The sequence below is a fragment of the Nocardiopsis deserti genome (assembly GCF_008638355.1).
Classification (GTDB): Bacteria; Actinomycetota; Actinomycetes; order Streptosporangiales; family Streptosporangiaceae; genus Nocardiopsis; species Nocardiopsis alborubida.
Window position 1 is genome coordinate 108934 of sequence record NZ_VWVS01000020.1, and the last position, 12554, is coordinate 121487.

General features: G+C 75.2%; 9 protein-coding genes. All 9 read right to left on the bottom strand.

Going from position 1 to position 12554, the window contains the following annotated elements; genetic code table 11:
• Positions 1–94: 94 nt before the first annotated feature.
• Positions 95–2599, bottom strand: coding sequence for an AMP-binding protein (locus tag FYW99_RS25680; RefSeq protein ID WP_150254599.1), 2505 nt, complete (start codon positions 2597–2599; stop codon positions 95–97).
• Positions 2596–4647 (bottom strand): CoA transferase, encoded by a 2052-nt coding sequence (locus FYW99_RS25685; RefSeq protein WP_223839571.1) that lies wholly within the window; start codon positions 4645–4647, stop codon positions 2596–2598. The genes FYW99_RS25680 and FYW99_RS25685 overlap by 4 nt, the downstream gene beginning before the upstream one ends.
• On the bottom strand, positions 4644–6329 hold the full coding sequence (locus FYW99_RS25690) for a class I adenylate-forming enzyme family protein (RefSeq protein WP_150254600.1): 1686 nt from the start codon (positions 6327–6329) through the stop codon (positions 4644–4646). Before FYW99_RS25690 ends, FYW99_RS25685 begins: the two co-directional genes overlap by 4 nt.
• Positions 6326–7696 (bottom strand): protoporphyrinogen/coproporphyrinogen oxidase, encoded by a 1371-nt coding sequence (locus FYW99_RS25695; RefSeq protein ID WP_150254601.1) that lies wholly within the window; start codon positions 7694–7696, stop codon positions 6326–6328. The genes FYW99_RS25690 and FYW99_RS25695 overlap by 4 nt, the downstream gene beginning before the upstream one ends.
• Entirely contained in the window at positions 7693–8682 is a 990-nt protein-coding gene (locus tag FYW99_RS25700; RefSeq protein ID WP_150254602.1) for a UbiA family prenyltransferase, read from the bottom strand. The genes FYW99_RS25695 and FYW99_RS25700 overlap by 4 nt, the downstream gene beginning before the upstream one ends.
• The gene (locus FYW99_RS25705) at positions 8679–9830 is read right to left on the bottom strand and encodes a DegT/DnrJ/EryC1/StrS family aminotransferase (RefSeq protein ID WP_150254603.1); all 1152 of its coding nucleotides are present in this window, start codon (positions 9828–9830) and stop codon (positions 8679–8681) included. The genes FYW99_RS25700 and FYW99_RS25705 overlap by 4 nt, the downstream gene beginning before the upstream one ends.
• A complete protein-coding gene (locus tag FYW99_RS25710) occupies positions 9827–11032 on the bottom strand; it encodes a DegT/DnrJ/EryC1/StrS family aminotransferase (RefSeq protein WP_150254604.1) in 1206 nt (401 codons plus the stop codon). Before FYW99_RS25710 ends, FYW99_RS25705 begins: the two co-directional genes overlap by 4 nt.
• A 79-nt stretch (positions 11033–11111) precedes the next feature.
• Positions 11112–11636, bottom strand: a complete 525-nt coding sequence (locus FYW99_RS25715) for an EF-hand domain-containing protein (RefSeq protein ID WP_150254605.1) — start codon at positions 11634–11636, stop codon at positions 11112–11114.
• A 244-nt stretch (positions 11637–11880) separates the two neighbouring features.
• Positions 11881–12408, bottom strand: coding sequence for an EF-hand domain-containing protein (locus FYW99_RS25720; protein ID WP_150254606.1), 528 nt, complete (start codon positions 12406–12408; stop codon positions 11881–11883).
• Positions 12409–12554 lie beyond the last annotated feature (146 nt).

Here is a 12554-nt window from a genome sequence, read left to right on the forward strand (position 1 = left end):
CCTTCCACGGTGATCTTGCTCCTGGTGTCACTGTCGGCGCCGACAGTGACACCAGGAGCAAGATCACCGCGAACGGACACGGCACCGGCAGCGCTCAGAGGGGACGACGGCCCTGGACCGAGTAGATCGCGCAGGAACAGGCCCGGAAGGAAGGGTCGGCCAGGAGCGCGCGCACCTCGGCGAGCCGTTCGTCGGTCATCCCCTCGTCCACGAAGGCGTCGCGCAGGTGGCGCGTGTGGTGCGCGATCAGGTGCACGCCGGGCGATCCGGCCTCCCACAGCTCCAGCCGGGGCCGGGGGTCGACGTCGACCAGACCCGCGCGGCGCATCGCCTCGGCGGCGTTGCGGCCCCAGGCCGGGTCAGCCCCGGCGCGGATCATCAGCCGGGTCTTGGCCTCCTGGAACTCCTCGTAGAGCTTCTGGGACTCGGCGTCGGGCATGAGCAGCGCCGGGCCGTAGGTGATGTCGAACTCGTCGAGCTGGAGCACGCCGCCGGGCTTGAGGGCGCGCACCAGGCGGTCCAGGACCGCGATCCGCTCCGGGATGTGCAGCAGCACCAGTCGTGAGTGGATGAGGTCGAAGGCGGTCTCGGGCAGCGGGTCGCGGACCACGTCGTGCCGGACGACCTCCAGGCCCCCGGTGGCGGGGATGCGCTCGGGCTTGATGTCGGTGGCCAGCACGCTCCCGCCCGGGGCGACCCGGTCGGCCAGCCAGAGTGCGACGCTGCCGCCCCCCGCGCCCACCTCCAGGCAGTTCCACCCCGGCCCGACACCGGTCTGTTCCAGGCGCTCGGTGGTCATCGGGTCGTAGGCGGCGGCCAGGAAGCGGTGCTGGTCGAAGGCGTGCTCGCTGTGGTTGTCGAAGACGTAACGCTGGTCCTCGGCGGCGGTGTCGGTCACCGGCTCCTCCTTCGGTGTCGAATCGGTCGGTCGGATCGTCGGGGCCGGCCGGGTCGGTCCGGCCGGTCGGCTCGGCGGGCGGCGCTCGGCGACGGCCTCGGCCGCGACGCGGGTCAGGGTGGCCGTGCACACCTTCCCGGTCGGGCCGAGCGGCAGTTCGGGCAGCACGACCACGTGTTCGGGAAGCGCACGGGTGTCCAGGCCGCGTTCGTCGCGCAGGAAGGCGAGCAACTCCTGCGGGGAGGGCGCGGCGGCTCCCCCTGCGGGGGACACGCAGGCGCACATGCGCTCGCCCAGGTCGGGATCGGGGACGGGGACGCAGTGGGCCTCGGCGAGGGCGGGGTGTGCGCCGAGTTCGCGTTCCACCTCGGCCGGAAAGATGTTGACGCCGCCCCGGATCACGGTCCGGCGCAGGCGGTCCACCACCCGCAGCGCGCCGTCGGGGTCCAGTCGGCCCAGGTCGCCGGTGCGCACCCACCCGCCCGGGGCCCGCCGTTCGGCGTCCAGGCCGGGCGCGGCGACGTGGCACAGCGGTGTCATCGGGCCCAGGGCCCAGATCTCGCCGGTCTCCCCCTCCGGAACCGGGAGCCCCCGCGGATCGCGGACGCTCACCTCGGCCACGTCGGGGGCGGGATGCCCGGCCAGGCCGGGCTCCCACGCCTCGGGGCGGCGGCCGGTGTGGCAGTTGACCCCGTCTGTGGAGCCGTAGACGTTGACCACGGGCCGTTCGAAGCGGGCGGCGCAGGCGTCGCGGACCTCCTGGTGCAGCGGGGCGCCGCTGGCCACCACCGCGCGCAGGGACGAGGTGTCGGCCCGCTCGGGCAGCGCGGCGATCCGCCGCAGCATGGTGGGCACCCCGATCAGGTGGGTGGGGCGGTGCCGCTCGATCGCGCGCAGCGCGGCGGCCGGGTCGAAGCGGGGCAGGACCACCAGTGTCGCGCCGAGCCGGGCCAGGGTCACCGGCACCCCGCAGGAGCCGAAGGAGGAGGCCAGCGAGACCAGGACCAGGTTGCGCATGGAACCGGGTCCGGTGTGCAGCGCCGCCACGTAGTTGCCCCGGCCTCCCGCCATGGCGTTGTGGCTGTAGGCGACCATGCCGGGTTCGCCCTCCGAGCCGGAGGAGACCAGGATCCGGGCCGGGGACTCGGGGTCGGGCCGCGCGGGACGCCAGTCCCGGACCGTCCCGGCGTCGGGCCGGTCCAGGCTGCGCGTCCCGGGGCGGGCCGGGCCGAACGACCACACCCGGCGCAGGCGTGGCAGGTCCGTGCGGCGGATCCGTGCGGCCCGCTCCGGGGTGGTGACGAGGTCGGCGGCCCGGGAGCGGGCCAGCAGGCTGCGCACGTCGGCCGGGGAGCGGCCGTCGGGGACGGGCAGCGCGACCGCGCCGACGGCGGCGACGGCGAGTTCGGCCACGACGGCCTCGCGTCCGTTGGGCAGCAGGACGCCGACGACGTCCCGCTCCCCCGTTCCCCCGGCGGCCAGCGCGGCGGCGGCGCGGCGCACGGCGGCGTCCAGCCCGGCGTAGTCGAGCGTGCCGCGGTCGTCGATGACGGCGTCGCGTCCGGGATGCGCGAGCGCGTGCTCGTGGAAGAGGGTGTACAGGTCCCGGCCCGGGCACCAGCCGCGCGCGGTCCACCGGGCGCGCAGGTCGGCCGGGACGAGGTCGCACAGCTCCAGTCCGTTGGACGAGGTCCAGGTCATCGGTTCTCCGCAGGCGTGTGGGCGGCCACTGCGCCGTCCGGAGACGTTGACGGTGTGGCGCGTGGGGTCTCTTCGCCGGTGATCTTGCTGCTGGTGCCACTGTGGGCGCCGACAGTGACGCTGGGAGCAAGATCATCCCGGACGGGCGCGGCGCTCGGGGCGTCGGCGGCGGGCGCGAAACCCCACGGTGCCCGGACGCAGGACGCGCCGCCGACCGTGTCGAAGGCCGCCGCGAACGCCGGTGCGGCGGCCATCGCCGCCAGGTCCTCCACGGGGGCGGGACCGCCCCGCTCCCCGGACGCGGTGCCGCCTCGTCGCCCGGGTGTGGGGCCGCCCCACCGCTCGGGCCCCGTGCCGCTCCGTTCCCCGTGCTCGGTGCCGCGTCCGGCGCGGCGCAGCAGCCGGGCCGCGTCCGACAGGGCGGTCCGGGCCCGGACCCCGGCGCCGGTGCGGACGCGCAGCAGTAGCGCGGCCAACACCCCCTCGGCGGCGAGGATCCCGCCGAGCACGTCGGTGAGGGTGAGCAGGGACGGCGCGGGCTCCTGGCCGGGCCCGGCCAGGAGGTCGGCCACCCCGCCGTGCGCCTGGACCAGGTAGTCGGTGGCCAGCGCGCCGGGTTCGGGGGCCCGGCCGCCCCACCCGTCGGCGTGCACGTGGACCAGGCCGGGGGCGAGGTCGGCGAGGTCGTCGGGGCCCAGACCGAACCCCTCGGCGCGGCCGGGCGGCCAGTTGTAGAGCAGGACGTCGGCCGTGGCGGCCAGGTCCCGGGCGCTCCGGCGCCCTGCGGCGGTCTTGAGGTCGATCTCGACCGCGCCCTTGCCCCGGTTCAGGGCCAGGAACCGGGCGGAGCAGCCCCCCGCCATCGGCGCCACCCCGCGCATGGGGTCGCCGCCCGGGGGTTCGACCCGCACCACCTCGGCGCCGAGCATGGCGAGCAGCAGTCCGGCGAGCGGGCCCTGCACGCGGTTGGTGGCCTCCACCACACGCAGTCCGGCCAGGGGCGCGGTGGTGTCGGGACCGAGCGGTGCCAGGGCGGGAACCGGGACGCCGGTGTCACCCTGCACCCGCAGCCGCCACTCCGAGGCCGGGGCGGGTTCCTCGGCGGCCCGGACGTCGCGGATGAGGGCGATGCTCATGCCCGCGTGCCGGGCGGCCAGGCGGATCCGGGCGAGGTCCACGGCCGCGATCGCGGCGGGCAGTTCGGGCGGCAGCGGGCACACCGCGGTGGCGAAGCGCCGCTGGAAGGGCGGCCACCCGGCGGCGATCTCGGCCGGGACGGCACCCAGGTCGGTCCAGAACCGCAGCCAGACCTCGGCGTCCAGGGTCTCGATCTCGAAGCGCGCTCCGTCGGCGGAGCGGAACGGCGGGACGGTTCCGGGCAGGGACGCGCGCGCATCGGGGCCGGGGACCTCCCGGCCGAACGGCCCCGTACCGCCCGACGCGGCCCCCCGCTCCTGCGCGGTGGCCGCGGCGACGTAGGGTCCCGCCGCGAGCAGGGCGGCCTGGGCCGCGGAGACCGACGCGGACAGTGCCGGACCGCCGCGCGCCAGGGCCAGCGCGCAGGCCGCCACCGCCTGCGCGGCCAGCACCCCCGCGCACACCGACGCGTAGTCCACGCCCAGGAACCGGGGCGCCCCGCGGGCCCGGCCGTGCAGGTGCGCCAGTCCGCAGGCGGCCTGGACGTCGCGCTCCCCCGCCATGGGGGCCGCGACCGGCCCGGACCAGCCGACGGCGCAGCCGACCGGTACCGGCAGCACCCGGGCTCCCTCTCCGCCCGGGTCCTCCCCCCACCGGTTCTCTCCGCCGGAGCCGTCCCCGGCCAGGCCTGCCCCGCCGAGGCCGTTCCCGCCCGGACCCCGCCCGCCGGGGACGGCCACCAGGCCGATCCACCCGGCCGGTGCCTGCGGGGGCGGGGGCCCGCCGGTCCGGGAGACCGCGCAGCCGAGCGCCTCCAGGCGCGCCGCCGCGATCCGCAGCGCGGCCGAGTCGCCCACCGCCCGCGCGGCGGCCCCGGCCAGCGGAAGCACGGCCGCGTCCACCGGTGTCACGTCCACTTCCCCGTCCCGCAGGTGTCGGGGCGCAGGCCCAGGCGGTCGCGCAGCACGGAGCGGCGGACCTTGCCGGTGCCGGTACGCGGCAGCTCGTCCCAGGTCACCGCCACCGGGTCGGCGAGTTCGGGCAGGTCGGCGACGGCGCCGCGCCAGGCCACGATGTCCAGTCCCCCGCTCTCGGTGGCCACCACCGGCACCGGGGGCCCGTCCGGAACGCTCAGGACGACGCACTCCAGCACCTCGGGCAGGCGGTCGTCCACGACGTCCTCCACCTCCAGGCAGCCGCCCTCGCGCAGGGCGTCCACCTCGCGGTCCACCAGCCGCAGTGCGCCGGTACGGCTCAGGACGCCGATGTCGCCGGTGTTCCACCACTCGCCCACCAGCTTGGACCGCCACCGGCCCTCCTCGCCGACGTAGCCCAGGCACAGGGCCTCGGTGCGGCAGAAGATCAGGCCGGGCGTCCCGGCCGGGACGGGGCGCATGGTGCGCGGGTCGACCGCGCGCAGTCTGGTGCGGGTGGGGACGGGACGGCCCAGGTCGCGGGTGGTCGGGTGGCGCTCGTCCTCCGCGGCCAGCGCCCGCCGGGTGAGGAACCGGAAGGTCAGCGGCCCGGTCTCACTCTGGCCCCAGCCCTGCATCCAGACCGGGCGCCGGTGGCCGGTGGCGCCCAGGAAGGCGCGCACGGTGGGCGGGTGCACGGCGTCGAAGGTGCTGACGTAGAGCCGCACCCGGTCGAACGGGGCGCCCTCCCGCCCGGCCCGGCCCTGCCAGCGCGCGAAGACCGCGGGGGCGGCCTCCAGGGTGGTGGGGCGGTGCCGCTCCAGCAGCGGCCCGGCCTCGGCCCAGTCGGCTCCGGTGACGACGGACAGCGCGCCCGGGGACAGCCACAGCACGCTGGCCGTCCAGGCGAGCGCGCGCCCGTGCGCGAAGGAGTACGCGCCGGTCACCGTGTCGTCGGGGCGGCTGCCCAGCACGGGCCAGCGGTGCGCCTCGAACCCGGCCAGGCGGCGCATGATCGTGCGGGTGGAGTGCGGGACCAGTTTGGGCACGCCCGTGGTGCCGGAGGTGTGCATGATCGCCAGGGGCGCGTCCAGGTGCGGCCTGCGCGGCGGCGGGGCGTCGGTGCCGCGCACGTCGTCGAGGTGCAGGACGCTCCCGGCCGGGCCCCACCCCCCGACCGGGACCCTGTCCCCGACCGGGCCACCGCCACCGCCACCGACCGGGCCCTCGGCTCCCGCCGAGGCGTCGACGACCAGGGTGCGGGCCGCGTGCACGGCGGGGTCGGCCCCCGCGTCCCGGGACGCCGCCAGCAGGGCGGCGTCGGTGACCAGCAGCGCCGGGTCCAGCCGCTTGAGCAGGACCTCCAGCGCGTCCGGCTCCAGGTGCGCCGACAGCGAGGCGGGCACCGCGCCCAGCCGGGCCGCAGCGCAGTTCAGCAGTACGTAGTCCCAGTGGTTGCGCTTGGCGATCGCGACGCGGTCACCGGGCCGCACACCGGCTGCGGCGAGCCATCCGGCCGCCTCGCGCACCAGTTCGGCCACCCGGGGCACGTCCAGCTCGGTGCCCAGGCCGGGGGCGATGTCCAGCGGCCTGCTCAGGTGCACGGCGGTCGCGGAGCCGCGCGCGGCCAGGTCGTCGAAGAGGGTGCCCAGGTGGAGGGGTTTGGTGAACAGCGTCATCTGTGTCGCTCCTCGCTGGAGGTGGGAACGGGGGTCTGGGCCGTCGAGGCGAGGAAGGCCAGGACCCGCGCGGCGGCCGTGGCCGCGGAGGAGACCGCGCCCTCGCTGCACGGGCGCAGCGAGATCCAGTCCCCGGCGTAGTCCACGGCGGCGGGCGGGCGGACGGCGAAGGCGGCGCGCCCGCGCAGCGCAGGCGGCCCCGCGGCGGGCAGACCGTGGCGGAAGCGGTGCACGCGGACGGCCTCGACGTGCCGGGACAGGCCGGGCAGCAGGTGTTCGGCGCGGGCGGTGAGCCGCTCCGCCACCAGTGCGTCGGAGGCGTCGAGGAGTTCGGCGGCGCCGCGCGGCGAGGCGACCAGCGAGACCAGGCCCCGTCCGGCCGGAACCCGGCCCGGGTGCTTGTTGTGGTCGGCGGTGACCACGTTGAGCAGCGGGTCCTCCAGCGCGGGCACCAGGGTGGCGAAGCCGCCGCGCGCCCCGGCCGGTTCCATCGGGCGGTCCAGGACCAGGGAGACGCGGAGCATGGGCGCGTACTCGCAGGCCTCCAGGTAGGCGCGCTCGACGCCGGACGCGCCGGGGTGGAGTCCGGCCGCGACCGGGGCGGGCACGGCCAGCACGGCCGCGCGGGCGGTGACCGCGCCCGCCGGGGAGTCCAGCCTGACCCCGTCGGGGCCCGCGGACACACCGGTCACGGGGTGGCCGGTGACCACGTCGAGCCGGTCGGCCAGGACCCGTGTGAGGGTGTCCATGCCGTCGCGGTAGGTGCGCCAGCGGGCGCTGCTGCCCGCGGAGACCAGGTGCGCGGCGAAGGGCGCGGCGGCCGTGTGCTCGGGGTCCCAGCCGAAGAACCCGGCGGCCAGGGCGCCGAGCAGCCGGTAGCGCAGCTCGGGGTGGTAGGGGCGGAGCAGTTCGGCCAGGGTGCGCGCGCCCAGCGGGGAGCGCTCGGGGTGTTCGGGGTCCAGTCCGAGGCGGGCGAGCCGGGTCTGGAGGCGCAGCAGGTCGGCCCGCGCGCGCGGGGACAGCCCGGCGCCGGTGAGCAGGCCCAGGGGGCGGCCCACGTGCGGCCGGGCCCGACCCTCGCGCCAGGACGCCAGGGCGCCGCGGATGCGGGGCACCGCGCCGCGGTCGGCGTCCAGGCCGACCTCGCGGATCAGCCGCCAGGTGGCCGGGTAGGCCCTGGCCGGGGGCAGCATCTCGGCGCCGGTGTCGATGAGGCAGCCGTGCTCGCGCAGGGTGCGCATCCGCCCGCCCACGGCCTCGTCGGCCTCCAGGACGCGTACCGAGCGCCCCGCGCGGGCCAGTGCGTGGGCGGTGGCCAGTCCGGCGGGGCCCGCTCCGACCACGGCGACGTCGAGCCCCTCGCTCATACGGCGGCTCCCAGGAGCACGGGGGCCAGCAGGTGGGCAGCGATGAGCAGGACCACGGTGACCCGGTGGGTGTGGATGGCCAGGCGGCGCGCGCGCAGGATGTCGCCCTGGACGAACCCGATGAGCAGCTGGGCCACCCGCATCAGGAAGACGGGGGCCAAGGCGAGCGGGAACCACCACGGGGAGATCCCGGCCAGGGTGGAGCCGGTGATGAGCGCGCTCTCGGCCGCGGTCGCCGCGATGATGAAGGCGGCGTTGAGGCGCCTGGGCACCAGCGCGGCCACGGTGATCCGTCCGGCGGCGCGGTCGCCCGCGGCGTCGTTGGTGTTGGAGTACAGGCCGAAGAGCATCGGGCCGAAGCCGAACAGCAGGGCCTGGACCACGAGGAAGCCGTTCAGCTCCCCGGTGAGCAGTCCGTAGGGCACCAGGACCCAGCCCACGCCCAGGCCGATGAGGAAGACCTCCTGGAAGCCCCGGTAGCTGATCTTGAGGCCCCAGGAGTACTGGACCGAGGCGACCACGCACAGGGCGGCCAGGCCGACCGCCCAGGCGGGCTGGTGCGGGGCGACCAGCACGACCAGGCCCCAGAGCAGTGCGCTCGCCGCGGTCGCCGCCCAGGCGAAGCGCAGCGCCTGCGGTTCGGTGAGCGTCCCGGCGACGAGGGGTTTGCGGGCCAGTCGGCGGCGGGCCGCGTCCGAGCCGTAGTTGGCCGCGTCGCTGCCGTCCCGGTAGCCGGTGACGTCGTCGAAGGCGACCATGGCGGCCACCACGGCCACCTCGGCGAGCAGGATGAGCAGGAGCAGCCCCAGCGTGCCCGGCTCCCAGCGCAGTGCGGGCGCCAGCATGGCCAGTACCAGGGGCAGGCCGATGTAGTAGTCGTAGATGTCGAGCTTGGCCAGCCGCGCGTAGGCGGCCAGCGTGCCCCGGGGCGGCGCGGCTGCGGGCGCCGGTCCGGCGGCGGGGGGCGAGGCGGTGTGGTCGGTCATCTGGTTCTCCGGGAACGGTCGGCGAACGCGCACACGGTGTCGGCGATGTGCTCCACCTGGGCGTCGTCCAGGTGCGGGTACAGCGGCAGGGAGATGTTGCGCCGGGCCGCCGACTCCGCGTTGGGCCAGCGGGCACCGGCCCGGGCGTGCGGGGCGAACGCGGGCTGGGCGGGCAGGACGCGCGGGTAGTACACGTGGGTGTCGATCCCGTGCGCGGCCAGGTGGGTGCGCAGTTCGTCGCGCCGCTCGGTCAGGAGCGTGTAGACGTAGTGGCAGCGCCCGTCGCCGCCCGTGGGCGGCGCCGTGATCCCGGCTCCGGCCAGCTGCGCGAACCGGGTGGAGTAGTAGGTGGAGATCTCGGCCCGGCGTGCGAGCCGGGCCTCCAGCCCGTTCAGCCGGTGCAGCTGGAACCCCGCCATCACCTCGTCGAAGCGGCTGTTGTGGCCGATCCGGTGGTGCAGGAAGCGGTGCGTGCCGTCCTGGCCGTGGTTGCGCAGCATCCGCACACGTACGGCGAGTTCGGCGTCGCCGGTGACCACCACGCCGCCCTCGCCGGGCATGCCGAAGGTCTTGACCTGGACGAAGGAGTAGACCCCGGCGTCGCCCCACAGTCCGGCGGGGCGGCCGCCGAGGGTTCCGCCCTGGGCCAGCGCGGAGTCCTCGACCAGGCGCAGCCCGTACTGGTCGGCCAGCTCACGGAACCGGGGCATGGCGGCCATCATCGAGAACACGTGCGCGGGCATGAGCGCCCTGGTGCGCGCGGTGAGGGCGGTCTCGGCGGCGTCCGGGTCCAGGGTCAGGGAGACCGGGTCGACGTCGGCGAAGACCGGGCGCGCGCCGCGTTCGATGACGGTGCTGGCCAGCGGCGCGCAGCCGAAGGCCGGTACCACCACCTCGTCTCCGGGGCCGACCTCCATGGCGGCCAGGACCAGGGTGAGCGCGGAGGTGCCGCTGGAGCAGGCGACGACGTCGGCGGCGGCGAGGCGGTCGCGCAGCTGGCGTTCGAGGCGGGCGGTGCGCTCGCCGAGGATGAACTTCTGCGCGCTGCCGGTGCCGGTCGCGTGGACGGCCTCCAGCAGGACGTCGCGGTCGCCGTCGAACAGGTCGGGGGCGAAGAAGGGGATGCGCTGCGCGGTCGCCGTGGTCATCCGTGCCTCCGAACGCAGAAGTCCTCGATCTCCTCGCAGACCCGGTCCGCCTGGGCGTCGGTCAGGTCGGGGTAGAGCGGGAGGGCCACCGCCGCCTCGCAGGCCGCCTCGGCGTGCGGGAAGTCGCCCGGCGCGTGTCCCAGGCGGACGAAGCAGGGCTGGAGGTGCAGCGGTATCGGGTAGTAGGTCTCGGTGCCGATCCCGGCCTCGGCCAGGTGGGCGACCAGGGCGTCGCGGTCCCGGGCCTCGACGAGGTGGACGTAGACGACCCGGTTGCCGCCGGGGTGGGGCGTGACGGCGCCGGGCACGGCGCGTATCCCGGGCAGGTCGCGCAGGCGGGCGTCGTAGCGCGCGGACAGCTCGGCCCGGCGGGCGATGTCGGCGTCGAGCCGGGAGAGCTTGGCCAGCAGCACGGCGGCCTGGATGTCGTCCATCTTGCTGTTGCAGCCCGAGACGACCGTCGGGTTGGCGATGCCGGGGAAGTCGTCCAGGGTGCGCCCGGAGCGGCCGTGGTGGCGCAGCGCCCGCGCGGTCTCGGCGACGGCGTCGTCGTCGGTGAGCAGCGCGCCCGCGTCGCCGATGGCGCCGAGGGTCTTGGAGGGGAAGAAGGACAGCACGCCGCCGGTGCCGAGCAGTCCGGCGTGCACGCCGTGCAGCCGCATGCCGATGGCCTCGGCGCTGTCCTCCAGCACGGTCAGGCCGCGGCGCCGGGCGACCTCGCGCACGCCCTCCATGTCGGCCAGGCGGTCGAACAGGTGGACCGGCATGACCATCCGGGTGCGGTGGGTGGCCACCGCGTCCACCGAGGCCGGGTCGATGCCGTACCCGTGTTCCTCGATGTCGGCGAAGACCGGGACGCCTCCGGCGAGCACGACGGAGCTGGCGGTGGCGACGAAGGAGTAGGCGGGGACGATCACCTCGTCGCCGGGGCGCAGTCCGGCGGCGCGCAGCAGGATGACCAGGGCGTCGGTTCCGGAGTTGACGCCGACCACGTGCCGGGCTCCGGTCCAGCGGGCCAGCGCGTCCTCGAATTCGGCGACCATGGCCCCGTGCGAGAACTTTCCCCGGTCCATGACCCGGAGGCAGTTGTCACGGATGTTCGGCCACAGCTCTCCGAAGCTCTGGGACTGGTCGAAAAAAGGTACGGGAAATCGCGTTCTCCCCGGGGGCGCCGCTTCGGGGGGCGCGAGCGTTCTCTTCACTTCTCCACGTTTCTACGCTGCGGGAGGGGGCGGGGACGGCCGCCGGCCGCGGCGGTCGGCCACGGCCGGAGCGGGGGGTTCAGCTTCCGAGGAGGGGGATGTCGTTGCGACCGAGGTGGTAGTCGCGGACCGCGTCGACCAGCTCGGAGGCGGAGAGCGTGCCGCTGCCGTCGGTGTCCAGCTCGTCGAAGACCCGGGCGGAGTCCTGCGCGCTGACGCCGACGGCGTCGAGCCACTCGCGCATCTCGCTCCGGCTGATCTCGCCGTCACCGTCGGTGTCGAGCACGTCCATGGTGGCCTGGAGTGTGGGCCTGGCGACCTCGGCGAAGCCGTCCTCGCCGCTGATCATGTCCCGCGTGGCGACCTCGACGAACTGGTCGCGGGTCATCCGCTCGGTGCCCGCGCTCCGGGCCAGGCGGTCGAACATGGTCAGGTAGGCCTGCTTGAGTGCTTCACCCTGGGGGGTGCCCTCGGCGCCCAGCCGAGAGATGATGCCGTCGGCCTCGGCCGCGAGGTCCGAGCGCTCGATCACCCCGTTGCCGTTGACGTCCCAGAGGCGGAAACGCTCCTCAAGGCGGCTGGTGGTCTTGGTGACGGTCGTCATGGGTTTCCCTCACTTCGCCATGGAACAACAGATGCACGACGTCATACCTGTATTCGAAAAGGGCACCCGAACCCGGGCCCCGGACGCCCCACACACACCGAGGAGAGTCTTTCCCGAACCTCTCGAAGAAGAGAACGCGGGAGAAATGGGGCACTTCACTTTTCCGCGTTCTCGCACCGCGGAGGGGAGTGGCTCGGGGGGTGGTCCCCGGCCGCGGCGGTCGGCCGCGGCCGGGACGGGGGGCTCAGCTCCCGAGGAGGGGGATGTCGTTGCGGCCGAGGTGGTAGTCGCGGACCGCGTCGACCAGCTCGGTGATGGACAGCTTGCCGCTTCCGTCGACGTCGAGCTCGGAGAAGGCCCGGTCGGCCTCGGCGCCCTGGAGCCCGATGGCGGCGAACCACTTCTGCATCTCGGGCGGGCTGATCTCACCGTCACCGTCGACGTCGAGCACGTTGACGATGGCCTGGATGGTCGGCTGGACGACCGTGGCGAAACCGGCGTCGCCCTTGCTGATGATCTCCTGCTCAGCGGCCTGCACGAACTGCTCCTGGCTCATGCGCTGGGTGCCGGCGACGGAGGACAGGTGGTCGAACATGGCCAGGTAGGCGGCCTTGAGCTCGTTGCCCTGGGCGGTGCCCTCGGCTCCCAGGCTCGAGACGATACCGTTCGCCTCGGCCTCGAAGTCCGAGCGCTCGATGGCGCCGTTGCCGTTGGCGTCCCAGAGACGGAAACGCTCTTCGAGGCGGCTGTTGGCCTTGGTTGCGGTCGTCATTGATTTTCCCTCTCGCTCCATATGGAAAAACAGACGTACGATGCTCTCTTCGAGCAGAGGAAAGGACCCTCCGACCGAGTCCGGCCGAACCCTCCCCACACACAGAATATTAGCGCGAAAGCGAGCACCACAAAAGCGGTTCAGGA

What these genes read in the sequence shown, in the direction of transcription:
- FYW99_RS25680 (WP_150254599.1), bottom strand. Translation starts at nt 2,599, where the DNA reads ATGACCTGGACCTCGTCCAACGGACTGGAGCTGTGCGACCTCGTCCCG.
- FYW99_RS25690 (WP_150254600.1), bottom strand. Translation starts at nt 6,329, where the DNA reads ATGACGCTGTTCACCAAACCCCTCCACCTGGGCACCCTCTTCGACGAC.
- FYW99_RS25695 (WP_150254601.1), bottom strand. Translation starts at nt 7,696, where the DNA reads ATGAGCGAGGGGCTCGACGTCGCCGTGGTCGGAGCGGGCCCCGCCGGA.
- FYW99_RS25700 (WP_150254602.1), bottom strand. Translation starts at nt 8,682, where the DNA reads ATGACCGACCACACCGCCTCGCCCCCCGCCGCCGGACCGGCGCCCGCA.
- FYW99_RS25705 (WP_150254603.1), bottom strand. Translation starts at nt 9,830, where the DNA reads ATGACCACGGCGACCGCGCAGCGCATCCCCTTCTTCGCCCCCGACCTG.
- FYW99_RS25715 (WP_150254605.1), bottom strand. Translation starts at nt 11,636, where the DNA reads ATGACGACCGTCACCAAGACCACCAGCCGCCTTGAGGAGCGTTTCCGC.
- FYW99_RS25720 (WP_150254606.1), bottom strand. Translation starts at nt 12,408, where the DNA reads ATGACGACCGCAACCAAGGCCAACAGCCGCCTCGAAGAGCGTTTCCGT.